Annotated in this window: 34 protein-coding genes; 14 read left to right on the forward strand and 20 right to left on the reverse strand. The window is 68.3% G+C overall.

All coding sequences use genetic code 11. The annotated features are described in order from the left end of the window. Nucleotides 1–57: 57 nt before the first annotated feature. The 3 genes from ACNQOV_RS02535 to ACNQOV_RS02545 all read right to left on the reverse strand — a co-directional run bounded on the left by ACNQOV_RS02535 (nucleotide 58) and on the right by ACNQOV_RS02545 (nucleotide 4,358). Entirely contained in the window at nucleotides 58–1,227 is a 1,170-nt protein-coding gene (locus ACNQOV_RS02535; RefSeq protein ID WP_416393237.1) for an SGNH/GDSL hydrolase family protein, read from the reverse strand. A gap of 41 nt (nucleotides 1,228–1,268) precedes the next feature. Next, nucleotides 1,269–3,176, reverse strand: a complete 1,908-nt coding sequence (locus ACNQOV_RS02540; RefSeq protein WP_416393238.1) for an ABC transporter ATP-binding protein — start codon at nucleotides 3,174–3,176, stop codon at nucleotides 1,269–1,271. A gap of 240 nt (nucleotides 3,177–3,416) precedes the next feature. After that, nucleotides 3,417–4,358: a LysR family transcriptional regulator gene (locus ACNQOV_RS02545; protein WP_416393239.1), complete on the reverse strand. Its 942-nt coding sequence runs from the start codon at nucleotides 4,356–4,358 to the stop codon at nucleotides 3,417–3,419. A gap of 120 nt (nucleotides 4,359–4,478) precedes the next feature. On the opposite strand from ACNQOV_RS02545, the gene ACNQOV_RS02550 reads away from it, so the two are divergent. Further along, nucleotides 4,479–5,438 (forward strand): putative oxygenase MesX, encoded by a 960-nt coding sequence (locus ACNQOV_RS02550; protein ID WP_416393240.1) that lies wholly within the window; start codon nucleotides 4,479–4,481, stop codon nucleotides 5,436–5,438. A gap of 32 nt (nucleotides 5,439–5,470) precedes the next feature. Further along, nucleotides 5,471–6,523 (forward strand): methionine synthase, encoded by a 1,053-nt coding sequence (locus ACNQOV_RS02555; RefSeq protein ID WP_416393241.1) that lies wholly within the window; start codon nucleotides 5,471–5,473, stop codon nucleotides 6,521–6,523. A 137-nt stretch (nucleotides 6,524–6,660) separates the two neighbouring features. On the opposite strand, the gene ACNQOV_RS02560 is transcribed toward ACNQOV_RS02555, so the two are convergent. Next, nucleotides 6,661–6,888 (reverse strand): PLDc N-terminal domain-containing protein, encoded by a 228-nt coding sequence (locus ACNQOV_RS02560; protein WP_416393243.1) that lies wholly within the window; start codon nucleotides 6,886–6,888, stop codon nucleotides 6,661–6,663. Between the two features lie 32 nt (nucleotides 6,889–6,920). Continuing rightward, the gene (locus ACNQOV_RS02565) at nucleotides 6,921–7,667 is read right to left on the reverse strand and encodes a hypothetical protein (RefSeq protein ID WP_416393244.1); all 747 of its coding nucleotides are present in this window, start codon (nucleotides 7,665–7,667) and stop codon (nucleotides 6,921–6,923) included. Between the two features lie 508 nt (nucleotides 7,668–8,175). Here ACNQOV_RS02565 and ACNQOV_RS02570 point away from each other — a divergent pair. Then, nucleotides 8,176–8,601, forward strand: coding sequence for a PRC-barrel domain-containing protein (locus tag ACNQOV_RS02570; protein ID WP_416393245.1), 426 nt, complete (start codon nucleotides 8,176–8,178; stop codon nucleotides 8,599–8,601). Between the two features lie 86 nt (nucleotides 8,602–8,687). Here the strand turns inward: ACNQOV_RS02570 and ACNQOV_RS02575 are convergent, their stop codons facing one another. Beyond that, complete coding sequence (locus ACNQOV_RS02575; RefSeq protein ID WP_416393246.1) at nucleotides 8,688–9,053, reverse strand: helix-turn-helix transcriptional regulator; 366 nt, start codon at nucleotides 9,051–9,053, stop codon at nucleotides 8,688–8,690. Between ACNQOV_RS02575 and ACNQOV_RS02580 the strand changes: the two genes are divergently transcribed. After that, nucleotides 8,936–9,472, forward strand: a complete 537-nt coding sequence (locus tag ACNQOV_RS02580; protein WP_416393247.1) for a DUF1345 domain-containing protein — start codon at nucleotides 8,936–8,938, stop codon at nucleotides 9,470–9,472. The two genes, ACNQOV_RS02575 and ACNQOV_RS02580, sit on opposite strands and share 118 nt — an antisense overlap. Before the next feature lie 233 nt (nucleotides 9,473–9,705). Then, entirely contained in the window at nucleotides 9,706–10,131 is a 426-nt protein-coding gene (locus tag ACNQOV_RS02585) for a hypothetical protein (RefSeq protein ID WP_416393248.1), read from the forward strand. A 105-nt stretch (nucleotides 10,132–10,236) separates the two neighbouring features. On the opposite strand, the gene ACNQOV_RS02590 is transcribed toward ACNQOV_RS02585, so the two are convergent. Further along, nucleotides 10,237–10,638 (reverse strand): hypothetical protein, encoded by a 402-nt coding sequence (locus ACNQOV_RS02590; RefSeq protein WP_416393250.1) that lies wholly within the window; start codon nucleotides 10,636–10,638, stop codon nucleotides 10,237–10,239. 548 nt (nucleotides 10,639–11,186) lie between these two features. Between ACNQOV_RS02590 and ACNQOV_RS02595 the strand changes: the two genes are divergently transcribed. Then, the gene (locus tag ACNQOV_RS02595; protein WP_416393251.1) at nucleotides 11,187–11,348 is read left to right on the forward strand and encodes a hypothetical protein; all 162 of its coding nucleotides are present in this window, start codon (nucleotides 11,187–11,189) and stop codon (nucleotides 11,346–11,348) included. A 290-nt stretch (nucleotides 11,349–11,638) separates the two neighbouring features. On the opposite strand, the gene ACNQOV_RS02600 is transcribed toward ACNQOV_RS02595, so the two are convergent. Then, a complete protein-coding gene (locus ACNQOV_RS02600) occupies nucleotides 11,639–11,830 on the reverse strand; it encodes a hypothetical protein (RefSeq protein WP_416393253.1) in 192 nt (63 codons plus the stop codon). 113 nt (nucleotides 11,831–11,943) lie between these two features. Between ACNQOV_RS02600 and ACNQOV_RS02605 the strand changes: the two genes are divergently transcribed. Both ACNQOV_RS02605 and ACNQOV_RS02610 read left to right on the forward strand, forming a co-directional pair. Further along, nucleotides 11,944–12,471 (forward strand): hypothetical protein, encoded by a 528-nt coding sequence (locus ACNQOV_RS02605; RefSeq protein WP_416393255.1) that lies wholly within the window; start codon nucleotides 11,944–11,946, stop codon nucleotides 12,469–12,471. 92 nt (nucleotides 12,472–12,563) lie between these two features. Further along, nucleotides 12,564–12,803 carry a hypothetical protein gene (locus ACNQOV_RS02610; protein WP_416393256.1) on the forward strand — a complete coding sequence of 80 codons (240 nt, stop codon included), beginning with the start codon at nucleotides 12,564–12,566 and terminating at the stop codon, nucleotides 12,801–12,803. A gap of 69 nt (nucleotides 12,804–12,872) precedes the next feature. On the opposite strand, the gene ACNQOV_RS02615 is transcribed toward ACNQOV_RS02610, so the two are convergent. The 3 genes from ACNQOV_RS02615 to ACNQOV_RS02625 form a co-directional block, all read right to left on the reverse strand. Continuing rightward, nucleotides 12,873–13,094: a hypothetical protein gene (locus ACNQOV_RS02615; RefSeq protein WP_416393258.1), complete on the reverse strand. Its 222-nt coding sequence runs from the start codon at nucleotides 13,092–13,094 to the stop codon at nucleotides 12,873–12,875. Between the two features lie 96 nt (nucleotides 13,095–13,190). Continuing rightward, on the reverse strand, nucleotides 13,191–13,646 hold the full coding sequence (locus tag ACNQOV_RS02620; protein ID WP_416393260.1) for a hypothetical protein: 456 nt from the start codon (nucleotides 13,644–13,646) through the stop codon (nucleotides 13,191–13,193). A 34-nt stretch (nucleotides 13,647–13,680) separates the two neighbouring features. Continuing rightward, nucleotides 13,681–13,983 carry a hypothetical protein gene (locus ACNQOV_RS02625; RefSeq protein WP_416393261.1) on the reverse strand — a complete coding sequence of 101 codons (303 nt, stop codon included), beginning with the start codon at nucleotides 13,981–13,983 and terminating at the stop codon, nucleotides 13,681–13,683. Between the two features lie 162 nt (nucleotides 13,984–14,145). Here ACNQOV_RS02625 and ACNQOV_RS02630 point away from each other — a divergent pair, with 162 nt between their 5' ends. Then, complete coding sequence (locus tag ACNQOV_RS02630) at nucleotides 14,146–14,355, forward strand: hypothetical protein (RefSeq protein WP_416393262.1); 210 nt, start codon at nucleotides 14,146–14,148, stop codon at nucleotides 14,353–14,355. Between the two features lie 37 nt (nucleotides 14,356–14,392). After that, entirely contained in the window at nucleotides 14,393–14,818 is a 426-nt protein-coding gene (locus ACNQOV_RS02635; protein WP_289459950.1) for a hypothetical protein, read from the forward strand. Between the two features lie 223 nt (nucleotides 14,819–15,041). On the opposite strand, the gene nrdF is transcribed toward ACNQOV_RS02635, so the two are convergent. From nrdF to nrdH, 4 genes are all read right to left on the reverse strand, one after another. Next, nucleotides 15,042–16,016 (reverse strand): class 1b ribonucleoside-diphosphate reductase subunit beta, encoded by a 975-nt coding sequence (gene nrdF / locus ACNQOV_RS02640; RefSeq protein WP_416393263.1) that lies wholly within the window; start codon nucleotides 16,014–16,016, stop codon nucleotides 15,042–15,044. A gap of 98 nt (nucleotides 16,017–16,114) precedes the next feature. After that, on the reverse strand, nucleotides 16,115–18,220 hold the full coding sequence (nrdE, locus tag ACNQOV_RS02645; RefSeq protein ID WP_416393265.1) for a class 1b ribonucleoside-diphosphate reductase subunit alpha: 2,106 nt from the start codon (nucleotides 18,218–18,220) through the stop codon (nucleotides 16,115–16,117). A gap of 17 nt (nucleotides 18,221–18,237) precedes the next feature. After that, on the reverse strand, nucleotides 18,238–18,654 hold the full coding sequence (nrdI, locus tag ACNQOV_RS02650) for a class Ib ribonucleoside-diphosphate reductase assembly flavoprotein NrdI (RefSeq protein WP_022906556.1): 417 nt from the start codon (nucleotides 18,652–18,654) through the stop codon (nucleotides 18,238–18,240). A gap of 107 nt (nucleotides 18,655–18,761) precedes the next feature. Continuing rightward, nucleotides 18,762–18,995, reverse strand: a complete 234-nt coding sequence (nrdH, locus tag ACNQOV_RS02655) for a glutaredoxin-like protein NrdH (protein WP_022904483.1) — start codon at nucleotides 18,993–18,995, stop codon at nucleotides 18,762–18,764. A gap of 424 nt (nucleotides 18,996–19,419) precedes the next feature. Here nrdH and ACNQOV_RS02660 point away from each other — a divergent pair, with 424 nt between their 5' ends. Further along, complete coding sequence (locus tag ACNQOV_RS02660) at nucleotides 19,420–20,625, forward strand: MFS transporter (RefSeq protein ID WP_416393267.1); 1,206 nt, start codon at nucleotides 19,420–19,422, stop codon at nucleotides 20,623–20,625. A 176-nt stretch (nucleotides 20,626–20,801) separates the two neighbouring features. Continuing rightward, a complete protein-coding gene (locus ACNQOV_RS02665; protein ID WP_416393268.1) occupies nucleotides 20,802–21,620 on the forward strand; it encodes an aldo/keto reductase in 819 nt (272 codons plus the stop codon). Nucleotides 21,621–21,625: 5 nt separating this feature from the next. Here the strand turns inward: ACNQOV_RS02665 and ACNQOV_RS02670 are convergent, their stop codons facing one another. From ACNQOV_RS02670 to ACNQOV_RS02680, 3 genes are read right to left on the reverse strand one after another with little or no spacing between them, the layout of a single operon-like run. Continuing rightward, nucleotides 21,626–21,847, reverse strand: a complete 222-nt coding sequence (locus ACNQOV_RS02670; protein WP_416393270.1) for a hypothetical protein — start codon at nucleotides 21,845–21,847, stop codon at nucleotides 21,626–21,628. Next, nucleotides 21,844–22,080 carry a hypothetical protein gene (locus ACNQOV_RS02675; protein ID WP_416393271.1) on the reverse strand — a complete coding sequence of 79 codons (237 nt, stop codon included), beginning with the start codon at nucleotides 22,078–22,080 and terminating at the stop codon, nucleotides 21,844–21,846. The genes ACNQOV_RS02670 and ACNQOV_RS02675 overlap by 4 nt, the downstream gene beginning before the upstream one ends. Before the next feature lie 47 nt (nucleotides 22,081–22,127). Then, a complete protein-coding gene (locus ACNQOV_RS02680) occupies nucleotides 22,128–22,466 on the reverse strand; it encodes a hypothetical protein (RefSeq protein WP_416393272.1) in 339 nt (112 codons plus the stop codon). Nucleotides 22,467–22,636: 170 nt separating this feature from the next. Here ACNQOV_RS02680 and ACNQOV_RS02685 point away from each other — a divergent pair, with 170 nt between their 5' ends. Continuing rightward, nucleotides 22,637–23,461 (forward strand): hypothetical protein, encoded by an 825-nt coding sequence (locus ACNQOV_RS02685; RefSeq protein WP_416393273.1) that lies wholly within the window; start codon nucleotides 22,637–22,639, stop codon nucleotides 23,459–23,461. A 66-nt stretch (nucleotides 23,462–23,527) separates the two neighbouring features. Next, nucleotides 23,528–24,049 carry a ribonuclease H family protein gene (locus ACNQOV_RS02690; RefSeq protein ID WP_402269353.1) on the forward strand — a complete coding sequence of 174 codons (522 nt, stop codon included), beginning with the start codon at nucleotides 23,528–23,530 and terminating at the stop codon, nucleotides 24,047–24,049. A gap of 58 nt (nucleotides 24,050–24,107) precedes the next feature. Here the strand turns inward: ACNQOV_RS02690 and ACNQOV_RS02695 are convergent, their stop codons facing one another. Together ACNQOV_RS02695 and ACNQOV_RS02700 are read right to left on the reverse strand one after the other, a co-directional pair. Then, nucleotides 24,108–24,359 carry a DUF6458 family protein gene (locus tag ACNQOV_RS02695; RefSeq protein ID WP_022908472.1) on the reverse strand — a complete coding sequence of 84 codons (252 nt, stop codon included), beginning with the start codon at nucleotides 24,357–24,359 and terminating at the stop codon, nucleotides 24,108–24,110. A 65-nt stretch (nucleotides 24,360–24,424) separates the two neighbouring features. Then, entirely contained in the window at nucleotides 24,425–24,943 is a 519-nt protein-coding gene (locus ACNQOV_RS02700) for a GNAT family N-acetyltransferase (protein WP_416405893.1), read from the reverse strand. Between the last annotated feature and the right edge of the window lie 3 nt (nucleotides 24,944–24,946).

Consider the following 24,946-nt stretch of genomic DNA (forward strand, 5'->3'; position numbering starts at 1 on the left):
GGCTCCGCACGGACGGACGGGAGGCGCGGTGCCAGCCGACACCGCGCCTGGCGTCCGTCAGTCGTCCTCGTGCGCGGCCAGGGTCGCGAGCACGAGCTTCGCGATCCGCCGTTGTCCCGCGTCGTTCGGGTGGATGCCGTCCGTCGAGTAGATCCCGGTCCCGGAGTAGTCGGCCTCCGGGAAGGTGTCCGCCATGCCGACGAACGCGGCCCCGCCCTTCCCCGCGGCGTTCTCGATCTCGGCGAGGTAGGTCGACCACGGGCTCGCCATGCCGTCCGTCATGCCCGAGGCCGGGGTGAACTCCCCGATCACGAGCAGCGATGGCTTCGTGGGGAGCGCCGCGAGCGCCTTCAGGAACGCCACGTACTGCGTGCCGAGTTCCTCGGGCGAGAGCTTCGATGCGTCGTTGCCACCGAGCGTGATCGTGACGAGGTCCGGAGCAGCGCGACGCATCGCCGTCAGGAAGCCCTCCTGGTCCTTCGTGAAGGTCGCGATCGTCGATCCGGAGTGCGCGGAGTCGTAGCGGTGGATGCCCGCGTCTCGGTCACCGTCGAAGATCGTGAACCCCAGCAGCGAGAACGGTGCGACGGCGGTGACCGTCACCGAGTGTTCGCCGCTCGACAGCCCGTCCACCGTCGTCGTCGTGCCGGCGCTGGCGGTCCCCGTCGTGGCGACGGTCTCCGGTGCGCCTCCGTCGACGCTGTAGGTGAAGTCACCGGACCCGGGGTAGCGCGCCCACCAGATGTCGATCCCCGTCCCCGTGAAGGGGTAGGTCCGCGACGCACCCGCCTGCATCGCGACGGACCGGTAGCCGAGGTCCGGCACGGTGGCGTCGAATTGACTCGATCCCGTGCTCGCCGTCGCCCAGTCACCCCAGGTCGAGTCCGGGCCGTACACGGCGAACTGCGCCGGGAGGTACCCGGCACCACCGGTGACGCCGTCCGTCGGGTGCTCCGTGCGGAGTCCGTCGAGCGTGCGGTCCATCCACCGGGTGGAGCGGGCGGAAGCGCCCTGCCCCTCGGTGATCGAGTCCCCCAGGGCGACCCAGTTCGCCGGTTCGTCGGCCCGGTCGGCCACGGCCGCGTTCCAGGTCGCGAGGGGGCCGGTGTCCTCCGGGGTCTTCGCCGTCGAGCACCCCGACACGACGGTCGCCAGGAGCGCGACGGCGGCGCCGGCGACGAGCCGTCGACGCCACCCGCGATCGGCGTCCTGCCTCGGACTGTCCACGTTGCCTCCCGTTGGTCGAGCCGTCGTCCGCGATCGCACGCTCACGCTCCGGTGCGGGCCGGACCCAGCTCGTCCGGCGCGACGTCCTTCTGCACCGCGAACTGCGTCCGGTGCAGTTCCTCGTACCGGCCACCGGCCGCGAGCAGTTCGTCGTGCGTCCCGCGCTCGACGATCGAGCCGTCCTCGACGACGAGGATCTGGTCCGCGCTCCGGATGGTGGACAGGCGGTGCGCGATCACCATCGCCGTCCGGCCCTCGAGCGCCTCGCTGAGCGCCGCCTGCACCGCGGCCTCCGACGTCGAGTCGAGGGCTGCGGTGGCCTCGTCGAGGATGACCACGCGCGGCTGCGCGAGCAGGAGCCGCGCGATCGTCATCCGCTGCCGCTCCCCGCCGGACAGCCGGTACCCGCGCTCCCCCACCATCGTGTCGAGCTGGTCGGGCAGCGATCGGATGAGCGACTCGAGGCGGGCACGACGGACCGCGTCCCACACCTCGTCGTCCGAGGCGTCGGGGCGCGCGAGCCGCAGGTTCGAGCGGATGGTCTCGTGGAAGAGGTGCCCGTCCTGGGTCACCATCCCCATCGTGTGCCGGAGGGACTCGAACGTGACGTCGCGGACGTCCTCCCCCGCGAGCCGGACCGCGCCGCTGTCGACGTCGTAGAGGCGCGAGAGGAGCTGCGCGATCGTGGACTTGCCCGCACCGGAGGTCCCGACGAGCGCCACGGTCTGGCCGGGCTCGATGCGGAACGAGATGCCGTGCAGCACCTCGTCGCCCCCGCGGGTGTCGAGCGTGGAGACCTCCTCGAGCGAGGCCAGCGACACCCGGTCGGCCGAGGGGTAGGCGAACCGGACGTCGTCGAACTCCACGGCGACGGGACCGTCCGGCACCCGCACGGCCCCGGGCTTCTCCTGGATGAGCGGCTCGAGGTCGAGGACCTCGAACACCCGCTCGAAGCTGACGACGGCGCTCATGATCTCGACGCGGGCGTTCGCGAGGCTGGTCAGCGGCACGTACAGCCGGGTGAGCAGGAGCGCGAGCGTGACCACGTCACCCGTGTTCAGCTGGCCGCCGAGCGCCAGGACGCCGCCGAGCCCGTACACGAGCGCGAGGGCGAGCGCCGCGACGAGCGTCAGGGCGGTAACGAAGACGAACTGCAGCATCGCCGTCCGCACCCCGATGTCCCGGACGCGCGCCGCACGGACGCGGAACTCCTCGGACTCCTCGTCGGGGCGTCCGAACAGCTTGACGAGGGTGGCACCGGGTGCCGAGAACCGCTCGGTCATCTGCGTGCTCATCGCCGAGTTGTGGTCGGCGGCCTCGCGGCGCAGGGCTGCGAGCCGGCCACCCATGCGGCGGGCGGGCACCAGGAAGAGCGGCAGCATGAGCACCGCGATCACGGTCACGAGCCAGGACGTGCTGAGCATCACGGCGAGGGTGAGGACGAGCGCCACGAGGTTCGTGACCACGCCGGACAGCGTGCCGCTGAAGGCCTGCTGCGCCCCGATCACGTCGTTGTTGAGGCGGCTGACGAGCGCGCCCGTCCGGGTCCGGGTGAAGAAGGCGATCGGCATCTTCTGCACGTGGTCGAAGACCGCCGTGCGCAGGTCGAGGATCACCCCTTCGCCGATCCGGGCCGAGTACCACCGGGTCACCAGCGACGAGGCAGCGTCGGCGACGGCGACGAGGGCGATGACCACCGCGAGCCAGACGATCGTGCCGACCGCGCCCCGGGCGGCGATGACGTCCACCACCTGGCCCGCGAGCACCGGCGTCGCGACCGCGAGGAACGCGCCCACTATCGACAAGGCGATGAAGACCACGAGCTTGGCGCGGTACGGCGTGGCGAACGTCATGATCCGCCGGAGCGATTCGCGGGAGAACCCGTGCTTGCCGTCCTTGGCGGTCGAGATCTTGTAGAGCGAGCTCCAGGCCGCGCCTTCCATGCTCATGGCTGTTCCCTCCGTGCCGCGGGCTCGACGCGGACCGGGAGCAACGATACGGCGGTCCGCAGCGGCCTGCGTCGTGCGTGCGGCAGCTTGGAGGGGGGGGGGGGGGGGGGGGGGGGCGGCGGGGGGGTGGGGGGGGGGCGCCTGGCTGCGGGCGGCCCCCCCCCGGCGCGGGGCCCCCCCCCCCCCTCCAGGCTGGTCACCGCGCATGCGGTCGGTGCGGGTCCGCCCGCCGGTGGCGGACTACCCCAGCGGCTCGACGCCGTAGCCCGTGACCACGGCCCGCAGCTCGTCCAGGTACGTCTGCGCCTGCACGGTGAGGGGCACCGAGGCGTGCGCGATCCAGCCGATCTCGATGCGCTCGTCGACCTCGAGCGGGATGGCGACGATCTCGGGGTCGAGGTCGTCGCTGATGAGCCCGGTCGAGATCGTGTACCCGCCGAGGCCGATCATGAGGTTGAAGATCGTCGCCCGGTCCGAGACGCGGATCTCGCGCTTGCTCGACATCGTCGACAGGATCTCCTCGGCCAGGTAGAAGGAGTTGTTCGCGCCCTGGTCGAACGTGAGCCGCGGCAGGTCCTCGAGGTCCGCGAGCGTGGCGCGCTCCCGGGCCGCGATCGGGTTCCGCCGGGAGACGAAGATGTGCGGCTCCGCGACGAACAGCGGGGTGAACACGACCCCGGCGTCCCGCAGGAGCTTCCCGAGCACCTGCCTGTTGAAGTCGTTGCGGTAGAGGATCCCGACCTCGCTGCGCAGCGTCCGGACGTCCTCGATGATGTCCCAGGTGCGGGTCTCACGGAGCGAGAACTCGTACTCGTCCGCCGCCGCACCCTCGACCATCCGGACGAAGGCCTCGACCGCGAACGAGTAGTGCTGCGCGGACACCCCGAGCAGCCGACGCGATGCCTGCCGGCCGACGTAGCGCTGCTCGAGCAAGGAGACCTGCTCGACGACCTGCCGGGCGTACCCGAGGAACTCCACGCCGTCGACGGTGAGCACGACCCCCCGGGCCGAGCGGGTGAAGAGCGGGCGCCCGATCCGTGTCTCGAGGTCCTTCATCGCCGCGGACATGGTCGGCTGCGACACGTAGAGCAGATCGGCCGCGGCGCTCATCGAGCCCTCGGTCGCGACCTCGATGAAGTACCGGAGCTGCTGCAGGGTGATGTCGTTCGAGACCCGGGCCATAGGCCGAGGCTATACCGCCGCATAGTGTCTCGGTATTACCTGATGACCCTCGGTTCCGGTCATGATCGATGCATCCATCCCACCGTGCCCACGGGCAGCTCGACGAACAGATTGCCGACCATGGCGAACGACCTCACCTTCAGCATCACCCGGACCCGGTTCGACGAGGACTACTCCCCGTCGGACAGCTCCCGGCTGACCACGAACTTCGCCAACCTGGCGCGCGGCAAGCGCCGGCAGGAGAACCTCCGTGCTGCGCTGGCGATGATCGACGGGCGCGCGAACGACCTCTCGTCCGCCGGGGACCGCTACCGCCTGGAGCTCGACATCGTCTCGGCCTCGCTGCAGTTCTCCGACGGTGGATCGGACGCCGAGTTCCCGCTGCTCGAGATGCTCGACGTCACGATCGTCGACCAGCACACCGGCGAGCGCCACCACGGCATCCTCGGCAACAACTTCTCGTCGTACCTGCGGGACTACGACTTCTCGGTGCTGCTGCCGTCGTCAGAGGGCCTGCCGTCCGACTTCGGTGTGCTGCACGGGGCGCTCTTCCAGCGGTTTCTCTCGTCGTCGGCGTTCCACGACGGGTTCGGTGCCGAGCCCGTCGTCTGCATCAGCGTCTCGACGAGCCAGACCTATCGCCGGACCGGGTACGTCCACCCGGTGCTCGGCGCCGAGTACGAGCACGAGCACTCCTCGCTCACCGACGACTACTTCGGCCGGATGGGCATGCAGGTCCGGTACTTCCAGCCCGCCGGAGCGTCGGCCCCGCTCGCGTTCTACTCGCGCGGTGACGTCACCGCGGACTACTCGGACCTCCAGCTGATCGGCACCATCGCCACGATGGAGACCTTCCAGAAGATCTACCGTCCGGAGATCTACGCCGCGAACACGCCGGCCGGGGACACCTACCGCCCCACCCTCGACCACACCGACTTCACGCCCACCCCGGTCACCTACGACCGCGAGGAGCGCAGCCGCCTCGGGATCACCCAGGGCCGGTGGACCGAGGAGCACCTCGTGACGCCGCACCACGCACTCCTCTCGCGGTTCGCCGCCGAAGCCACCGTTGCCCTCTGACCCCGTTCCCTCCTGACAGGATCCGCACGCGCATGACGTCTCTCCTCCCCACCGCGATCGTCGGCAGCCTGCCGAAGCCGTCCTGGCTCGCCGAGCCCGAACGACTCTGGTCCCCCTGGCTGCTCGACGGCGCCGCGCTGACCGAGGGCAAGCAGGACGCCCTCCGCGCGGCCGTCCACGAGCAGGAGCGCCGCGGCCTCGACATCGTCAGCGACGGCGAGCAGACCCGGCAGCACTTCGTGACGACGTTCATCGAGCACCTCGACGGCATCGACCAGGAGCGCAAGGAGACCGTCCGGATCCGCGACCGGTACGACGCCGCCGTCCCCACGGTCGTCGGCGCCGTGAGCCGCCCTGCCCCCGTGTTCGTCGAGGACGCGAAGTTCTTGCGCGCCCAGACCGACCGGCCGATCAAGTGGGCACTGCCCGGCCCGATGACCATGATCGACACGCTCTCCGACCAGCACTACAAGTCTCGCGAGAAGCTCGCGTGGGAGTTCGCCACCATCCTCAACCAAGAGGCCCGCGAGCTCCAGGACGCCGGCGTCGACATCATCCAGTTCGACGAGCCCGCCTTCACCGTCTTCCACGACGAGGTGCAGGACTGGGGCGTCGCCGCGCTCGAGCGTGCCGCCGAGGGCCTGCACACCGCCGAGACCGCCGTGCACATCTGCTACGGGTACGGCATCGAGGCGAACAACAAGTGGAAGGAGACGCTCGGCGCCGAGTGGCGACAGTACGAGCAGTCCTTCCCGCTGCTGCAGCAGTCGTCGATCGACATCGTGTCGCTGGAGTGCATCCACTCGCACGTGCCGCTCGACCTCGTGGAGCTCATCCGCGGGAAGAAGGTCATGCTCGGCGCAATCGACGTCGCCACCGAGACCGTCGAGACCCCGGACGAGGTCGCGGAGGTGCTCCGTCGGGCGCTCGACTTCGTCGACGCCGACAAGCTCATCCCGAGCTCGAACTGCGGGATGGCGCCGCTGGCGCGGGACGCTGCGCTCGCGAAGCTCAGTGCGCTGTCCGCCGGTGCGGGCATCGTGCGGGCCGAGCTCGTCGGCGCGGCCGTGCCGGCCGGGCGCTAGGCGCTTCCGGTCGACACGACGGCCCCGCTCCGGACGGAGCGGGGCCGTCGTGGTCGTCGCGTTGCCAGACGCTCAGCGTTCGAGCGGGCCCGGAGGCGCGGCGACCGTCCGGTGCGCAGGTCCCGCTGGCACTGCGGTCACGGGTTGCTGCGCGCGGTCGACCGCTCACGTCGCCGGGCGACGAACCACGCTGCCGGCCCGACGATCGGGACGACGAGGACGATGAGGGCCCAGGCGAGCAGGTGCCAGCCCGAGGCCGTCCTGGAGAGCAGCAGCGACACGAAGGCAGTGAGCGCCAGGATGAGTGCGCCGACCGCCACGGCCATCAGCGCGCCGTCGAACGTCGTCGGGACGAATGGGTTCATGATCTTCTCCTCGATCCGCGATGCCGTCTCGTTCACTCCCACCGGTTGGCGGTGATGGCGCCGTTGCCCTTCGCGCTGAGACGCTGGATCGCGGAGTAGGTGCTCCAGGCGACCGTTCCCCACGGAGTCAGTACGCCGCGCTTCACCGTCACCTTGCACTTCGCAGTTGCCTGCCCGCCGCTGACGTACCCGCTGCTCTTGGAGGTCTGCACCTCCGTGAAGGGCTGGACGTTCCTCGTGACCGCGCACGAGTAACCGAGCAGCCTCTTCGCTGTCGTGCCGCTGTACTCGTACGACATCGAGACCTTGGTCTCGGTGAGCCGGACGCCAGCGAAGGCGAACCACTGCGTCCCCCAGGACGATCGCGACGCCGCCCTGGACTCGGCCGAGCCTTCACCCAGCACAGCCCCCGACGCTGCGTCGACAGCTCCCCACTCGAAATCTCCGCTCGTGCGGATGGTCTTCGGCCCGAGGACCCTCTCGGCCGAGTCGGCAAGTGCCGCTGCCGCTGCATCCGGCTCCAGGAAGTACGAAGTGAGTTCGCGGCGCTGGTCAGCGTTGAGACGGTCGAGAGCGGCAACGTCGGAGGAGGCCCCGGACGCGGTCAGCTCGGCTCGGATGGCCGACAACACTGCCGACGGTGTGCGCGGAGCGACCTCGTCGCTCGCGGCGGGCCCCGTTGCCACGGCATTGGCCGGCACTGCTCCGATGACAGATGCCGCGACGACAGCACACGCTGCGCCGATCGGGATGGTCCGTCCATTGGTCGACTGCTTCATCAACGTTCCCCTCGTCGTCCGGCGTCAGTGCCGGGTCCGTTGTCGGCCGCGTTGCCGACAGGGACCATTCAAGTACTTGATACATCAGATACGCAAACCCAGAACCAAATTACACACCACCGGGAAGAGCACTCCGGCACGCCCATCAACGAGACTGCGGGGTATCGGCAGGCTGGTCCTCGCCGCAATACCGATGGTCCGATGGCACCACGGACAGCCGAGTGACCGATACTCGGCATCGGGGAGTGGCAGCTTGAGCGGTCCGTCTCGCTGACAGCCTTGGTTCACGAAGGAATCTGGCGACACGCGACGCACAGGAGGCGCGGTGCCAGCTGGCACCGCGCCTCCTGTCCGGACACGGTCACGCGGGGGCGATGGACGGCTTGGTCCTCTGGCAACGAGACAGCCCTATCGGACGCCCCTCGTGCGGGGCGACGGGCTCGCCCGCGTCGGAGAGTGGCCGAATTGCGTTCCGCGAAGCGTCAGACCCACGGCGTTGACTGTGGCCATGATCCCCAAGAACCTCATCCATCAGGTCGAGAGCGCGACGGTCCGTGATCGCGACGGCGCGACGGTCGGCAAGGTGACGCAGGTGTTCCCCTCCGACGAGGACGGCAGTGCGGCGTACGTCAGTGTCACGACCGGCTTGCTCGGGAGGCACCACGCGCTGGTCCCGGTCGAGGACGCCACCTTCGACGGCACGGATCTGCACGTCGGGTACACGAAGAACGCGATCACGGACGCTCCGTCCGTCGGTCCCAGGAACGCCCTGTCCCCCAGCGAGGCGAACGCCGTCCGCAGACACTTCGGCCTCTCCGCCGCGGGCGCAGCAACCGGAGACATGGGCGACCCGAACGAGAACCTCGATCAGGCCGGAACAGGGCCGGCAGGCGCGGACGACACCGAGGGAGCCGGCACGACACCGCCGGCGTGACCGGGAGGGGTCGACGGCATCCGACCGGGCCGAGCTCGTCGGCGCGGCCGTGCCCGCGGGGCGCTGACCCGGCCCGGCGACCTCCGTCACCGCCCCCGGCGCGCCGCGACGTCTGCGACGGCCGTCAGCGCCCCCGGCGCCCCGCAACGTCGCCGACGGCCGCTCGCCGAACCGCTCGGCGTAGGCCCCCGCGAACCGGCTGACGTGCAGGAAGCCCCAGCGGGACGCGATCTCCGAGACCGTGACGTGACGCTGCCGGGCCGAGCGGTGAGCAGGTCCTCGCGTGCACGTTCCAGACGCAGCCGCCGCAGGTAGGCCATCGGCGTGGTGTCGAGTGCCCGACGGAAGCCCTCCTGGAGACTGCGGACGCTCGTCGGGACCGACGCCGCGAGCTCGCCGAACGTCCACGGCCGCGCCGGGTCGTGGCGCAGCAGCTCGACGGCTCGGTCCACCGATCGCGCACCGGACCCGGGGGGCCGGGGCGTCGAGCGCGGCGGAGTGGTTGTGCGGCTGCCCGAGCAGGAGGCTGTGCAGGAACACCACCGGGTCAGCGGCAGCGATCCTGGCGGTCGTCGGGGCCGTGGCCGCCTGGGCGCTCGTCAACACGGTCTACGCCTTCAAGTACGCGCGAATGTACTACATCGACGACCGACACCGTTTCGACTTCGACCAAGACGAGGACCCTGCGTACAGCGACTTCGCGTTCACGGCCTTCTCGATCGGGATGTCGTACAGCGCGAACAGCATCACCAAGTCCTCGACCCCGTCGCGTCGAGTCGCGATGGGACACGCGCTGCTGTCCTACTTCTTCGGCACCTTCGTGGTCGCGGTGGCCATCAACCTCGTCACGAGCCTGACCCAGGGCGGGTGAGCCGGAACGTCGCAGGTGCGGCTGCGGCTCCTGCCGCACCCCGGACCGGCCTGGAGGCGCGGCTGCTGTCCGCCCCGTCCGTCACGTTGGGAGCGGACGCACGTCTCCGGCTCGCAGCCGCTGCCGGCGATTCGTGCTCTGTGCGTGGCGCTCCGCGCTCGGCGCCCGGCGCTCGGCGCCTGCGAAGCGTCAGGCGGACGGCGCTGACTGCGCTGACTGCGCTGACTGCGTCCATGATCTCGAAGCGCGACATCCACCAGATCGAGAGCGCGACGGTCCGTGATCGCGAGGGCGCGACGGTCGGCAAGGTCACACAGGTGTTCCCCTCCGACGAGGACGGCAGCGCCGCCTACGTCAGCGTCGCGACCGGGTTGCTCGGGAGGCACCTCGCGCTCGTCCCGGTCGAGGACGCCACCCTCGACGGCGCTGACCTGCACGTCGGGTACACGAAGGACGCGATCAAGGGTGCGCCCTCGATCGGACCCGGGAACGCCCTGTCCCCTGCCGAGGCGAACGCCGTGCGCAAGCATTTCGGGCTGTCACCGGTCGGCAAGGCGCCCGGTGACATGGGCGACCGGGACGAGAACCTCGACCAGGCCGGGACCGGTCTGCCGGGCACGGACGACACCGAGGGGGCGGGGACGACGCCGCCGGCGTGACCGGCGTCAGCACTTCCCTCTGCACCCCGGCGTGCCGGCCGCCGACCGGCCAGCGGCCTGTCCGATGCTGCTCGACGCACGCTTCCGGCACCCTGAGCGCACAACTCAGTCGGGCTGCGCTGCGAAGTGGACGACCGTTGCAGCGAGGACGAACAGGGCGACGATGGTGAGGACCGCTGCTGCTCCGCACATCCATGTGCGACGACGGGCACGCCGGCGGCGTTCAGCAAGCGACGCCCAGAACGCGATGCTGACGACGGCCGCGATCGGGAATCCGATCCAGGCGACCGATCCGGCGGTGTCGTTGCAACCCCCGCCAGCACAGGCGTCGAAGGCCATCATCGAGAGCACGACGCCGAACCAGCCGACAGCGAGCATCGGCAAGGTCAGACCGAACAACGTCAGGGTGACTGCGAGATCCTTCCAACCTGCAGGAGTGTCGATCGAGAGCGTGTGGCGGTCAGGGCGCCCGAGCGGGAAGAGATCGTCTGCGTCGTCCTGCTTCATCGCGACAGTGTGCCGGACCTTGTCCGCCGACGCTCGCATCATCAACCCGTCTCAGTGGCGGATCGGCTAGCGGTCGTGCGTGTCCTCTCTCGATCCTCTGCGCCGGCGGACAGCTCGGAGAATCGCTCTCCAGCAGGCGAGGTACCCAAAAACGCTGATTGCTATGGCGATCGGTTGAGGAACGTTCACGAGCATGAGCACCACGGCCGCGAGGAGCGCTGCCAGGAAAGCCCCGAGGAGAAGTAGGGTCTGGAGGTTGCGCAGCCGCCGCTCGGCCCTTGTCGGTCGCATGTCTTGAAGCTAACGGAAGTGTCCACTAGCCGATCGGCCACCGAACGCTTGCTGTGGCTAGCGTGTGACCATATTGCCTATTGCAGTCGCGCTGCCCCCAGGGGGCAGAGGCTCCCTCCCCGTCTGGCTTTGGGTTCCGATCGTTGCCGTCGTGTCGTCGCAGCGGTCGTCCTGTTCCTTCGGCGCAGCCGCTGATGGCGTCTCGTTAGCCGAACGACCTCCGGCACACACGTCGGCGGCAAGCTGACCTGAACTACTTGGAGATCTACGTCGTGAACTCGATTCTGCTGCTGCTCGCCGGCCCTCCCGGCGGCGCTGGTTCTCAGCACGGCATGTCCGTGCCTGTTTGGCTCATCGTTGCGGCCGTCGTCGTCATCGCCATCGTCGATGTGATCGGCATCCTCCGACGTCGTCGCTGACGGGACCGACAGGGCGCGGCGAAGCCGGTATCGCTTCATCCGACACCGTGCCACTGCCGGATGATCAATCACCCTCCGGGGGCTGGCTACTCGCGGCCGTTTTTCTTCCGCCACCACCCAAGGATCAAACCGAAGATCAGGATGGCACCAAGCACCGGCAGTGCCCACCAGTCTCCGTTTGCACCTGCCGCGAACATGAGCTGAAACTACGCCGCCTCGGAGCGGTCGGCCGTCCGATAGCCGATCGGTCAGCGGACAGGTGCTCCAGCCCGAGGCTGACGACGCAGGGGTCAGGACGATGCAGGCGTGGCGACGGCGTAGGCGATGGTGGCACTCATGATGAGCCCGGCCGCGCAGAAAGTTCCGATCGCTCGACGAGACATCGACCGGCCAGCTCGGATGTCCCTGATCGTGAAGACGATTGCGGCGATCGCCACCACGCATCCGACGGCGACTCCCACCAGGATCACTGCTCGCATCATCTGTCGACCGTAACGGCTCGACAATCAGGGAAACGGATACTGCCCAGGACCGGGGCGGCGGCCGTCCGATAGCCGGTCCGCTACCGGACGGCGCGAGCTGCAAGGATCGGGCCATGGCACTTTCAGACATCTTGGCGGCCCTTGGGCTGGCCGGAGGCGTAATCGGCTTCTTCGTCGCTCTCGCGGCACGCAAGAAGGCGGACGAGTCAGAGAGTGTTGCCAACGACGCTCGAGCGGACGCAGCAGCAGCCCTATCGCGCAGCGCAGATTCGGGTGAGCGGATTGCGGAGGCCGTCGAAAAGATGGCTGCGGTCGCTTCTGAGCCAGACGTCGACCTCGTCCGCGTGTACGAAGATGCCCTGCACGCGAAGGTGGAGTGGGCAATCGAGGAACGCGCAGACGCGCACTCGTACCGGCTGCGAAACGCCGGAAACGTTAGCGCTGAGGACGTGCAGATCAGCGCCGTTCCCTCCGAGCATGCAGCCCTCCTCGTCGGAGGTAGCCTCGGCAACCTCGACGCCGGCCAGGCCGGCGTCTTTCACACGTCACCGCGACTGACGCTGTCACTTCGCCGGATCGCGGTGAGCTGGTTCGAAGCAGACACCAGACAGCAGATGTCGGCGGAGCTGACTCTCCCCTGACCGCTTACGGCACGCCGGGTCCCTAACCACCACTGACCATTCCAATACACGATACGCTGCCGGACGCTTCCGCGCAGGAGGATGCTGGTCAGATGACGGACGAGGACGAAACGAGTGGGACTCCACGTCGCTTCCGAACGCTGCGACCAAACCCTCTCCGGGACGTTCTCCCGTTGGTTGGCGTTGTGGTGGGAGTGGTCTTGGTAGTTCGAGGGGTCTTCGACCTCGTCAACCGCCTCGGGCCCGATGAGCTTCTCGTGGGTGCCGGCCTTGCGGGCATCGGTCTGGTCGTGTTCTTCGTCAACCGATGGCAGGCGAGGAGAGGGCTCTGACGTCGTCTTGTACGCCGATCGCCTTCGGATGGGGTCCGCATCCGCAGCTCCTGATAGTCCCTCTTGTCGCTAGGCGCGGCCGGTGAGGGCGAGAAAGACCATGAATCCTCCGACCAGGACGAAGAAAATTCCGATCATCTGGACGAAGGTCGGCGTGACCATCCGGCCTGCTGCCTCGCCAAACGCCTTGGCCTGTGAGGCACGAAGCACGCGTGCGATCCGAGCCCCGAAAACCGTGAAGGCGAGCCCGACAATCACGCCGAAGACACCGAACAGGATCGACTGGATCATGCGACCGAGCTTAGCCAGCGGGCACGGATAGGGCTGACGTTGAGAGCGGCGAAGCGGCGGGCGAGAGACACACTCGAACGCTCGCAAGCGGATCCTCTACCGGGCAGTGGCCACCAGGACCATAACTTCAGACGAGTCCGTGACCGGCCCGCGCTGCCAGTCGCCGTACACCGAAGTGAGATCAAAGCCCGCGACGTCGAGTTGATCCCCAAGCTCGCTCAGCTCCCGAAAGAACAGGTCCTCCGTGTACGTGAGAAGTTCACCTGTACCAACGAAGGCGTTGTGAGCGACCAGGCGAACAACTCCCGGCGCAGTCTCCTTCGCCTCCAACCACTCTTCCAAGGGACCGCTCGCGGTTTCGCGGACGGAGCGCTCTGATGAGGACCACGTACGCCACGCTCCCGCGGCAGGGTTACGGCTCTCAAACGCGAGGGTGCCTCCGGCGCGAAGTGCGTGGTGAAGATCGGCGAGCGTCCGCTGCCAGTCTCCATCGGAAATGTGCTGCGCAACGTTGCCGGTCATCACTGCATAGTCAGCATCGATGACCGGCAACGCGCGACTGTCCCCAAGGACCCACATCACACCGTCACCGCCAGGCCGCTGCCTGGCGTAGTCCTGCCGCGCGAATCGAAGTCAGAAGGGACTGCTCGAATTGCGAGAGAACCGTGTCGGGCGCGGGCAGGCCACTCCGCCGAGCGCTGACGATCACGACCTCAGAGTCCGCATGCGGTGTTCGCCGGAACGCGAGCGAGATGACCTCGACACGAGGAATCAAGACGCCCGAGCGTTGCGTGAGTGTCGCCCCATTGCCGTCGAGCTCGGAGACGGATGCGTGGGGCAACCGCGCCACGGCAGCCCGCACGACGCTGGGTACGTCCGGCAGCGCCACTTCGACGAGCGTGGAACCCCTCACGGCTCTAGTCACGTGTCCACACAAGCACGCTATCCCGTTGATCGATGGGGTCCCGGACACTTCTGCGGCGTCGCGGTCGGCTGGCCAGTCAGCACAGATCCAGCCCGCCAACGGGCGGGTGATGTCTACAGTCGAGCCATGAACGGAGCTGACCTGTTCCTGCCGATCCTGATCGCGGGCGTGGTGATCGGAACGGCACTTCTCGTGGTTGCCGTGGTCAAGACCGTGCGGCACCACGGGTGGGGGCAGCAACGGTGGGCTCCCCCCGCCATCCCGTGGTTCGTGGCTGGGTTCATCGTCCTGGTGGCGGGGCCCGTGGCCGCGTTCACCGTCGCGAACGATGCGTGAGGCGGTGCGGACACGGCGAGACGTTCCGGTACCCGTCGTGACACGCGTCACACTCGGAGCAGGCGCAGCCGTGCTCACGGTGCTCGCGGTCGTCGTCCTGGTTGAGGACGTCCGTGACTGGCTCTTCGCTCTCCTGCTCGTGGGCGTCGCCGCTCTCATCGCGGTCCGCGGGGTCCCGGCCGGCATCGACCTCCACGAGGACGAGCTGGTGCTCCGCGACTACCTGCTCACCACTCGAATCCGACGAGTGCAGGTCGTTAGCGTCGAGCGATTCCCGGCGATCGACTGGCGCAGCGTCGGAGGAGTACCGCGAGAGACGCTGATGTGGGCGTTCGTCCGCCGCGCCGCCATGATCACCGCCCCCACAGACAGTGACCGAGCCCACGCCCGATCGATCATCGAGGACTGGCTCCACGACGGTGAAGAGCGCCAGCACCGATCGAGCGACGAAGCAACGTCGTAGAAGCACAGCTTCGGCAAGCCGTCGAAGAAGCGTCCGATAGCCGGTCCTTCAGCGGACGCACCCTCCTGTCCCGCGCGCACTGCAGCAGCCGTGTCGCACATACCCCGTCCGAATTGAATCTCGTTGAGGGCCCGCCATACGACCGCACCAGCGACGACGGCCGCGAACGAAGAACGCCCCGCCAGCCGAAGCCAGCGGGGCGTCCCCGTGAGTCAGATCTGGATCAGAAGTCCCAGTCCTCGTCCTCGGTGTTCACGGCCTTGCCGATCACGTACGACGAGCCCGACCCCGAGAAGAAGTCGTGGTTCTCGTCAGCGTTCGGCGACAGGGCCGACAGGATGGCCGGGTTCACGTCCGTGATGTTCTTCGGGAACATCGGCTCGTAGCCCAGGTTCATCAGCGCCTTGTTGGCGTTGTAGTGCAGGAACTTCTTGACGTCCTCGGTCAACCCGACCTCGTCGTAGAGGTCCTGCGTGTACTGCACCTCGTTCTCGTACAGCTCGAAGAGCAGCGAGAACGTGTAGTCCTTCAGTTCGTCGCGCTCGGCCTGCGTGAGATGCTCGAGCCCCTTCTGGTACTTGTACCCGATGTAGTACCCGTGGACGGCTTCGTCACGGATGATCAGGCGGATGAGGTCGGCGGTGTTCGTGAGCTTCGCCCGCGACGACCAGTGCATCGGCAGGTAGAAGCCGGAGTAGAACAGGAACGACTCGAGCAGCGTCGAAGCGACCTTGCGCTTCAGCGGCTGGTCGCCCTGGTAGTAGTCCATGACGATGGACGCCTTCTTCTGCAGGTTCGGGTTCTCCTCGGACCAGCGGAAGGCTTCATCGATCTCGGGCGTCGACGCGAGGGTCGAGAAGATCGACGAGTAGCTCTTGGCGTGCACCGACTCCATGAACGCGATGTTCGTGTAGACGGCTTCTTCGTGCGGGGTGACCGCGTCGGGGATGAGCGACACGGCGCCGACGGTGCCCTGGATGGTGTCGAGCAGGGTCAGGCCGGTGAAGACGCGCATGGTCAGCTTCTGCTCGGCCGGCGTCAGCGTGTTCCACGACTGCACGTCGTTCGACAGCGGCACCTTCTCGGGCAGCCAGAAGTTGTTGACGAGGCGGTTCCAGACCTCGACGTCCTTGTCGTCCTGGATGCGGTTCCAGTTGATGGCCTGGACCCGATCAATGAGCTTCAGCTTCTCGACCAACGCACGTTTCCTTCAAGAGATGGTGACTAAGTGACGGACTGGAGGCGCGGTGCGGGGCCGCCCCGCGCCTCCAGTCCAAAAGGTGATCGCGTGAGCGATCAGAGCATGCAGGAGACGCAGCCCTCGACCTCGGTGCCCTCGAGCGCGAGCTGCCGCAGACGGATGTAGTAGATCGTCTTGATGCCCTTGCGCCATGCGTAGATCTGCGCCTTGTTGATGTCGCGCGTGGTGGCGGTGTCCTTGAAGAACAGCGTCAGGGACAGGCCCTGGTCCACGTGCTGCGTCGCCGCGGCGTAGGTGTCGATGATCTTCTCGGCACCGATCTCGTACGCGTCCTGGTAGTAGTCCAGGTTGTCGTTCGTCATGAACGGCGCCGGGTAGTAGACGCGACCGAGCTTGCCTTCCTTGCGGATCTCGATCTTCGACGCGATCGGGTGGATCGACGACGTCGAGTGGTTGATGTACGAGATCGAACCGGTCGGCGGGACGGCCTGCAGGTTCTGGTTGTAGATGCCGTGCTCCTGGACGGACGCCTTCAGCGCCTTCCAGTCGTCCTGCGTCGGGATGGTGATGTTCGCGTTGGCGAACAGCTCCGCGACGCGGGCGGTCGCCGGCGTCCACTCCTGGTCGGTGTACTTGTCGAAGAACTCACCCGACGCGTACTTCGAGTCACGGAAGCCGTCGAAGGTCTCGCCGGTCTCGATGGCGATCTTGTTCGACGCACGCAGGGCGTGGAAGAGCACCGTGTAGAAGTAGATGTTCGTGAAGTCGATGCCCTCTTCGGAGCCGTAGTACACGCGCTCACGAGCGAGGTAGCCGTGCAGGTTCATCTGGCCGAGGCCGATGGCGTGCGACTTGTCGTTGCCGTCCTCGACGGAACGCACCGACGTGATGTGCGACATCTGCGACACCGAGGTGAGGCCGCGGATGGCGGTCTCGATGGTGCGGCCGAAGTCCGGCGAGTCCATCGTGAGCGCGATGTTCAGCGAGCCGAGGTTGCAGGAGATGTCCTTGCCGATCTCGTTGTACGAGAGGTCCTCGTTGAACGTGGTCGGGGTGTTGACCTGCAGGATCTCCGAGCACAGGTTGGACATGTTGATCCGACCCTTGATCGGGTTCGCCTTGTTCACCGTGTCCTCGAACACGATGTACGGGTAGCCCGACTCGAACTGGATCTCGGCGATGGTGGTGAAGAAGTCGCGCGCCTTGATCTTCGTCTTCTTGATGCGCGAGTCGTCGACCATCTCGCGGTACTTCTCGGAGATCGGGACGTCACCGAACGGGACGCCGTAGACCTTCTCGACGTCGTACGGCGAGAACAGGTACATGTCCTCGTTGTTCTTCGCGAGCTCGAACGTGATGTCCGGCACGACGACGCCGAGGGACAGCGTCTTGATGCGGATCTTCTCGTCGGCGTTCTCACGCTTGGTGTCGAGGAACCGCATGATGTCCGGGTGGTGGGCGCTGAGGTAGACCGCACCGGCACCCTGACGCGCGCCGAGCTGGTTCGCGTAGGAGAAGGAGTCTTCCAGCAGCTTCATCACGGGGATGATCCCCGAGGACTGGTTCTCGATCTGCTTGATCGGGGCGCCGGCCTCGCGGATGTTGGAGAGGAGCAGGGCCACGCCGCCGCCGCGCTTCGAGAGCTGCAGCGAGGAGTTGATGCCGCGCGAGATCGACTCCATGTTGTCCTCGATGCGGAGGAGGAAACAGGAGACGAGCTCGCCGCGCTGGGCCTTCGCGGTGTTGAGGAACGTCGGAGTCGCGGGCTGGAAGCGGCCGGCGATGATCTCTTCCACGAGGTCGATCGCGAGCTGCTCGTTGCCCTGTGCGAGGCCGAGGGCGGTCATCACGACGCGGTCCTCGAAGCGCTCGAGGTAGCGCTTGCCGTCGAACGTCTTGAGCGTGTAGCTCGTGTAGTACTTGAACGCACCGAGGAACGTCTGGAACCGGAACTTCTTCGAGTACGCCAGGTCGTTGAGCCGCTGGATGAAGTCGAGCGAGTACTGCTCGATCGTCGCGGCTTCGTAGTACTCGTTCTCGACCAGGTAGTCGAGCCGCTCCTTCAGGTTGTGGAAGAAGACGGTGTTCTGGTTGACGTGCTGCAGGAAGAACTGCTTCGCGGCCTCACGGTCCTTGTCGAACTGGATGTTCCCGTCCGCGTCGTAGAGGTTGAGCATCGCGTTGAGGGAGTGGTAGTCCATCCCCGTCTGCGGCGACGTCAGATCGACGTCTGCAACTGCTGCGTCCAAAATGCATCCAATCCTGTGTTGACCGCTGACACGTCGTCAGGAGTCCCGAAGAGTTCGAATCTGTAGAGGACGGGGACGTTGCACTTGCGTGCGATGACGTCCCCTGCGAGGCCGTACGCCTCGCCGAAGTTCGTGTTCCCCCCGACGATCACGCCGCGGATGAGCGAGCGGTTGCGTTCGTCGTTGAGGAACTTGATGACCTGCTTGGGGACCGCGCCCTGTCCGTTGCCGCCGCCGTAGGTGGGCAGCACCAGCACGTACGGCTCGTCCACGTGGAGGAACGGGTCGTTCGGGTAGAGCGGGATCCGGTCCGCGTCGCGGCCGAGCTTCTCGACGAAGCGCGCGGTGTACCCGGACACGCTCGAGAAGTAGACCAGTCGGCTCATGGTGCGCTCCTCGTGGAAGGTGCGGACAGACGGACCGTGGGTGTCCTGCGGTGGTGATCCGAGCCTCCTGAACGAGCTCGGGTCACCACCCGCGGACGTGGGACGAACTACGCGAGTTCGGCGCTGAGCGTCGCGATCTTGTCGGGACGGAAGCCCGACCAGTGGTCGTCGTCGGTGACGACGACGGGCGCCTGCAGGTAGCCGAGGCTCTTGACGTGCTCGAGCGCGGCCTCGTCGGTGGAGACGTCGTGCACTTCGTACTGGATGCCCTTGTTGTCGAGCGCCCGGTACGTCGCGGTGCACTGGACGCAGGACGGCTTGGTGTAGACGGTGACGGCCATGATCTCCCCTGGTGGTGGTACGCGCTTGCGTTGCTGTGTGTGGGTCGTGCTGGTGCCTGTGGACCGGTGCTCCCACCCCTGTGGAACCCGTCGTGACCGACGTTTCCGGGCAGGTGCTTTCCGGTGACTCGATACTACATCTAGTGGCCGACACCGGGACCGACCACAAGAGAAAGTGTTACAGCCGTGTAGTTCTCCACAACGCCCTCCACAGTGTGAACAGTTCGGAGAGGCCCGTGATTCCGCCACTCTGGCACCGGCCACCGACACTCCTCCACACCTTGTGGACACATCTCTCCACGGGTGTGCACTGCACTCGCTCGGCGTGTCGCAGCAACCCCTCCACAACCCGTCCGCGAGCCGCCGCCGTCCACCTCCCCCGGACGGGTGACAGGGCGATCCGTCCGGTCCGTACACTCGTGGCGTGAGCACGTACGGTCCCCTCCTCAAGACGCCCGGCGTCGGTCGCGTCATCGCCGCGCAGCTCACCGCACGCTTCCCGTTCGGCATGCTGTCGCTGGCCTACCTGCTGCACGTCGAGCACGTCTTCGGCTCGTACGGCGCAGCCGGCCTCGTGCTCGCGACGACGAGCGTCGGCCAGGCGATCGCGGGACCGCTCACCAGCCGGTGGATGGGCAGCTGGGGCATGCGTCCGGTGCTCGTGCTGACGAGCCTCGTCGCGCTCGTGAGCATGGGGGTGATCGCGTTCGTCGTCATGCCGCTGTGGGCCTACGTGGTCGTGGGGTTCCTGGGCGGTCTCGCCGTCCCGCCCGTGCAGCCCGCGGTGCGCACCATCTACCCGAAGATGGTGACCTCGTCGCAGCTGACACCCCTCTTCTCCCTCGACGCGAGCGCGCAGGAACTCATCTGGGTCGCCGGCCCGGTCATCACCACGTTCGTCGCGACGCAGATCGGCACGATCGAGGCGATCGTCCTCGCGATGGTGTTCCTCGTGGTGGGCGGCACGTGGTTCATCGCCTCCCCCGAGCTCGGCCGCGTCCGCATCCCACGGTCGAAGCGCGCGTTCGGCGTCGTCCTGAGGCGGCCGTCGGTCGTCGTCGCCACCCTCACCGGTCTCCTCCTGATCGGGGCCTGTGCCGCGGTCGAGGCGAGCGTCACGAGCGTCTTCGGCGAGGGCAGCCCGAACGCCGGCATCGTCCTCGCGGTGTTCGCGGTCGGGTCGCTCATCGGCGGCCTGACCCTCGGCCACCTGCCGATCTCGCGCAACACCCTGTGGACGCGCATGTCCATCGTGTTCGTCGGCCTCGCCCTGGCCGTCGGTGGCACGGACTTCTGGTGGCTCTGCCTCGCCCTCGTCATCGCCGGTGCCGGCATCGCCCCGGCCCTCGCGGTCATGTTCGGCTCGGTCTCGGCGACGGTGAAGTTCTCCGACACCGCCGAGGCCTACGGGTGGATGGGCACCGGACAGCTCATCGGCGCGGCGGGCGGGTCCGCCGTCGCCGGGTTCCTCATCGACAGCCAGGGCGCCACCGGCGGGATGATGGTCGGCGCGGTGATGGCCGCGGTGGGCGTCGTGCTCCCGCTGGTCACGAAGCGCTGGCTGCCCGACCTGCGCGGTCGCGACGCGAGCCCCATCCCCGACACCGAGCCGGTCAACATCCCCACGTAGCCGCGGCGTGCCCCGGGCCCGCGTACCTGGTCGAAACGGGCGTACCTGGTCGGAAGTCCCGACCAGGTACGCCCGTTCCCACTCTCCATCGCAGCCGTTCTGGGAAGGAACGACGCACGACCGACGCCCGGCCTGGAGGCGCGGCGCATCCCCGCCACGATCGGCAGGATGGGTGCATGGTCACCTCAGTCCCCCTCCGCGACGGCACCTCGATCCCCGCCGTCGGCTTCGGCGTCTACAAGGTCGACGACGCCGAGGCCGCGACGGCCGTCGGTCTCGCGCTCGACGCCGGCTACCGGCACGTCGACACCGCCGAGATGTACGGCAACGAGACCGGTGTCGGGAAGGCGATCCGCGCCTCCGGGCTCGACCGTGACGACGTCTTCGTGACGACGAAGGTGTGGAACGACCACCAGGGGCGCGACGCGACCCTGCGAGCGTTCGACGCGAGCCTCGAGCGGCTCGGGCTCGACACCGTCGACCTGTACCTGATCCACTGGCCGGCCGCCGCGAACGACCGCTACGTCGACACCTGGCGCGCACTCGTCGAGCTGCGCGCGTCTGGCCGCGCTCGGAGCGTCGGCGTCTCGAACTTCCAGGTGCCGCACCTCGAGCGGATCATCGACGAGACCGGCGAGGTCCCCGCGGTGAACCAGGTCGAGCGGCACCCATGGCTGCCGCAGCGCGAGCTGGTGGCCTTCCACGCACAGCACGGCATCGTGACCGAGGCCTGGTCGCCGCTCGGCCGCGGGCGACTCGTCGACGAGCCGGTCCTCACCGGCATCGCGGACGCCCACGGGGTGAGCGTCGCGCAGGTGCTCGTGCGCTGGAACGTGCAGCAGGACGTGGTGGTGCTGCCGAAGTCGGTGACGCCGTCGCGGATCCGGTCGAACCTCGACGTCGACGGGTTCGTGCTGACCGACGACGACCTGGCGGCGATCGCGTCGCTCGAGTCGGGGCAGCGCACGGGGTCCCACCCGGACTCGGTGTCCTGAGGCGCTCAGCCGGTCGGGAGCAGCCCACTGAAGGCGATCACGGCGATCCCGGTCCCCACGACTGCGAGGAAGATGCCGATCACCCGGACGAACCGCGGCGTGAGTGGCCTCCCGTTCGCGAGCTCGTCGCCACCGATGGACTGCGCCCACCGGTTGAACACCGCGATCGTCACACCCCACAGCGCCACGACGACCGCACCGATGCCGAACCAGGTCGCGCCGGTCACCGACCCCGCCTCCGCTCGATCTGCTGCCGGAGGTTCCGGACGAACACGACCTCCAGGGTGACCGCGATCGCCGTCAGGACGATCGCGAAGGCGATGTGCGCGAGGTCGTGCCCACGGCTCAGCACGCTCAGCGGCAGTCCGATGACGAGCACTGCGCAGACGACGACGTTGAACCACGCACCGACGACCCCGCCCGGGGTCCGACCAGTGCGCTCCATCCACGGGACCGGCATGCGCGGGACGCTACGCCGGCGGCCTGGGCGATCCGTACCCCGGACCCTCAGCCCCGCCGGTCCTCCTCCGACTGCCACGGCAGGTGCAGGTCGCCGGGCTCGGGTTCGACGTCGCCTGCATCGTCGGCGCCGCCGGTCCCCGGTGCGGCGACGATCCTCGACGGGTCGATGCCGTCGGCCTCGAGCTCGGCGTCGTCCCGCTGGTCGGTCTGCGCCGCCCGGGTCTCCCGTTCGCTGGACGGGCTGTACGAGGTGTCGGCTGCCCGCTGCTGGTGCTCCCCGGTGCCCTCCGCGCCCTCGTGCTGCACCCGGTCGCGCATCGCGTCGGTTCGTGCTCGGTCGTCGGAGTCCTCGGGGCCCGGGACGTCGGGGATGCTGTCGCTCATGGCGCCGACCGTAGGCCCCGGACCCCGAGCGGGTGCACCGGGCAGTCCGATCGGCGCACCCGGTCACCGTCCGTACCGATCCGGTCACGAGCCCCGGGATCGCCCCGGGCCCACGCTACGATCCCAGCGGGCCGCGCGTGATCCGACGCCGGCCGGGGACGAGGGGGATCATGCGACGTTCGGTGACGAAGGGACGGGCCACCGCGGTGGTGCTGGTCTCGGCGGTCGCGGCGATCGTGCTGACCGGCTGCTCGGTGTTCAGCGGACCCGACCCCGTGCCGACCCCGACCCGACTGGCCGTGCAGGGACCGGACGACACCGAGCGGCCTGCTCCCTCGCCGTCCCCGACGTCCGAACAGGTGCTCCCCGCCGGGACGGTCGCGGCCGAGACCGACGTCGTGTCGAAGACCGGGGACACGTCGATCCACGTGCGCGTCACCGCAGATGCCGACGGCGTGTTCACGGTGCACCTCTCGGACTACCGGACGACGAACCCGCAGCCGATGTCGATCCAGTTCCGCCACCGCGTCGCCGGGTTCCAGGACGGCTACGACGCGGTCGCCCGTGGGTTCCTGCAGTGGGACGCGGCCACACCACCCGTCTCGTACACGCTCGACGCCGGCGCACGGCCCGACTACCTGGCGAGCGCCGTCCTGGTGCCGATGTCGTCCGGCGACGGCAGCAGTGATGCGGACCGTCCGTGGGTCGGCTCCGTGCTCGCGGTCGGCAAGCTGGCGTGGAAGATCCCGAACCCCTACCCGGACCTGCGCGTCACCGTCGGGAAGGCCCGCCCGGGTGCGTACGGGTACGTGAAGGACGTCGACGGCACGCCCACCTGGTACATGGTGTCGCACGGCGACGACCTCACCACGGTGTCGAAGCGCTTCGGCGTCACCCCCGAACAGTTCGAGTGGATGAACCCCTACCTCGAGCTCCGCGGGGACAAGTGGTTGAACGAGGACGCCACCGTCAACATCTCCCCCGCCAACCGCTGACTCCGGGAAGGTCCGTGCGGTCCGTTACGGTTGACCAGCACTCGCCACACCCCAGGAGGTCCCACCGTGACGATCGTCGCCGCAGCAGACGGCTCAGCCCTCGGCAACCCCGGCCCGGCCGGCTGGGCCTGGTACGTCGACGACGACCGCTGGGCGGCCGGAGGGTGGCCGAACGCCACGAACAACCAGGGCGAGCTGACCGCCGTCCTCCAGCTGCTCCGTGCGACGAAGGACACCGGCGAGCCGCTGCACATCCTGTGCGACAGCCAGTACGCGATCAAGGCGTGCACCGAGTGGCTCGCGGGCTGGAAGCGGAAGGGCTGGCGCAAGGCCGACGGCAAGCCCGTGCTGAACGTCGAGATCATCAAGGAGCTCGACGCCGAGCTGCAGGGCCGGAAGGTCACGTTCGAGTGGGTCCGCGGGCACGTCGGGCACGAGATGAACGAGGCGGCGGACGTCCGTGCCCGCGGTGCGGCGACCGCCTACCAGCAGGGCACCGAAGTACCGCACGGGCCGGGCTGGCCCGGGGCCCCGGTCACCGAGCCGGCAGCGCTGCCCGAGGCGACGCCACCCGCGACCCTGTTCTGACGAGCCCCCGTGCGCGTCGGCCGGCGCCCACGACAGCGGGCGCGCACGACAGCGCCGGTCAGTACGTCCCGTCGCGCCGGTCCTGGCGGGTGATCTGCTCCCCCGACGCCGGGTCGACCCCGCTCCGGGTCGTGGTCGTCGTCCGGCGTCCACCGAACGCCACCGCGAGGCTGATGACCAGCAGCACGACGCCGGCGGCCATCAGGATGTAGCCGATCAATCGCAGGTCCACGCCGGCGACCTGGATGTTCAGGGCGAACGCCACGATGGCGCCGATGACGATCAGGGCGATGCTCGATCCGATGCGCATGGCAGGTCCTCTCGGTTGGACCGCACACCGGTCGGCGCAGGGTCGCGGTCGAACGTACCCGGAGGTCAGAGTGCGCGTTCCCACAGAGCGACGGTGCTCTCCAGGTGGTCGTAGCGGTACGGCTTCGTCTCACCGGTCGGCCGGTAGCCGAGCGCCCACCAGAACGGCTCCGCCACCGATGCGTTCGTCCCGACGATCCCGAGGCGCAAGCGGTCCACCCGTGCGGCGGCGGGCGCCGATCGCACGAAGCCGATGACCGCGTCGTGCATCGCCCGTCCGAGCCCGCGTCCGTGCGCGTCCCCTCGGACGACCAGCAGCCCGATGTACGCGACAGCGGGCGTCGGGTACCCGAGCAACACGTCCGCGAACGCCACGAGCCGCTCCCCCTCCCAGAGCCCGAGGCCGGCCTTGCCCGCCGGATCGAACCCGTCCGGCACCGACAGCAGGGCACTCAGCGCGTCGGACGGCCCCGGCGGGTACCCGGTGATCCGCAACGCGTAGTCCGGCACCGACTCGAGCAGGTCCTGCAGCGCGGCGACGTCACCGTCGGCCGACGAGCCGCCGAGCTCGCGCACCACCGCCATCAG

The sequence above is a fragment of the Curtobacterium sp. LFS084 genome (assembly GCF_047977705.1).
Taxonomy (GTDB): Bacteria; Actinomycetota; Actinomycetes; order Actinomycetales; family Microbacteriaceae; genus Curtobacterium.

Bases quoted from the DNA above. Each gene is read 5' to 3' on its own strand.
- ACNQOV_RS02540 (WP_416393238.1), bottom strand. From the start codon at position 3,176: ATGAGCATGGAAGGCGCGGCCTGGAGCTCGCTCTACAAGATCTCGACC.
- ACNQOV_RS02545 (WP_416393239.1), bottom strand. From the start codon at position 4,358: ATGGCCCGGGTCTCGAACGACATCACCCTGCAGCAGCTCCGGTACTTC.
- ACNQOV_RS02550 (WP_416393240.1), top strand. From the start codon at position 4,479: ATGGCGAACGACCTCACCTTCAGCATCACCCGGACCCGGTTCGACGAG.
- ACNQOV_RS02555 (WP_416393241.1), top strand. From the start codon at position 5,471: ATGACGTCTCTCCTCCCCACCGCGATCGTCGGCAGCCTGCCGAAGCCG.
- ACNQOV_RS02560 (WP_416393243.1), bottom strand. From the start codon at position 6,888: ATGAACCCATTCGTCCCGACGACGTTCGACGGCGCGCTGATGGCCGTG.
- ACNQOV_RS02565 (WP_416393244.1), bottom strand. From the start codon at position 7,667: ATGAAGCAGTCGACCAATGGACGGACCATCCCGATCGGCGCAGCGTGT.
- ACNQOV_RS02570 (WP_416393245.1), top strand. From the start codon at position 8,176: ATGATCCCCAAGAACCTCATCCATCAGGTCGAGAGCGCGACGGTCCGT.
- ACNQOV_RS02585 (WP_416393248.1), top strand. From the start codon at position 9,706: ATGATCTCGAAGCGCGACATCCACCAGATCGAGAGCGCGACGGTCCGT.
- ACNQOV_RS02590 (WP_416393250.1), bottom strand. From the start codon at position 10,638: ATGAAGCAGGACGACGCAGACGATCTCTTCCCGCTCGGGCGCCCTGAC.
- ACNQOV_RS02600 (WP_416393253.1), bottom strand. From the start codon at position 11,830: ATGATGCGAGCAGTGATCCTGGTGGGAGTCGCCGTCGGATGCGTGGTG.
- ACNQOV_RS02605 (WP_416393255.1), top strand. From the start codon at position 11,944: ATGGCACTTTCAGACATCTTGGCGGCCCTTGGGCTGGCCGGAGGCGTA.
- ACNQOV_RS02610 (WP_416393256.1), top strand. From the start codon at position 12,564: ATGACGGACGAGGACGAAACGAGTGGGACTCCACGTCGCTTCCGAACG.
- ACNQOV_RS02615 (WP_416393258.1), bottom strand. From the start codon at position 13,094: ATGATCCAGTCGATCCTGTTCGGTGTCTTCGGCGTGATTGTCGGGCTC.
- ACNQOV_RS02630 (WP_416393262.1), top strand. From the start codon at position 14,146: ATGAACGGAGCTGACCTGTTCCTGCCGATCCTGATCGCGGGCGTGGTG.
- nrdE (WP_416393265.1), bottom strand. From the start codon at position 18,220: ATGGACTACCACTCCCTCAACGCGATGCTCAACCTCTACGACGCGGAC.
- nrdI (WP_022906556.1), bottom strand. From the start codon at position 18,654: ATGAGCCGACTGGTCTACTTCTCGAGCGTGTCCGGGTACACCGCGCGC.
- nrdH (WP_022904483.1), bottom strand. From the start codon at position 18,995: ATGGCCGTCACCGTCTACACCAAGCCGTCCTGCGTCCAGTGCACCGCG.
- ACNQOV_RS02665 (WP_416393268.1), top strand. From the start codon at position 20,802: ATGGTCACCTCAGTCCCCCTCCGCGACGGCACCTCGATCCCCGCCGTC.
- ACNQOV_RS02675 (WP_416393271.1), bottom strand. From the start codon at position 22,080: ATGCCGGTCCCGTGGATGGAGCGCACTGGTCGGACCCCGGGCGGGGTC.
- ACNQOV_RS02680 (WP_416393272.1), bottom strand. From the start codon at position 22,466: ATGAGCGACAGCATCCCCGACGTCCCGGGCCCCGAGGACTCCGACGAC.
- ACNQOV_RS02685 (WP_416393273.1), top strand. From the start codon at position 22,637: ATGCGACGTTCGGTGACGAAGGGACGGGCCACCGCGGTGGTGCTGGTC.
- ACNQOV_RS02695 (WP_022908472.1), bottom strand. From the start codon at position 24,359: ATGCGCATCGGATCGAGCATCGCCCTGATCGTCATCGGCGCCATCGTG.
- ACNQOV_RS02700 (WP_416405893.1), bottom strand. From the start codon at position 24,943: ATGGCGGTGGTGCGCGAGCTCGGCGGCTCGTCGGCCGACGGTGACGTC.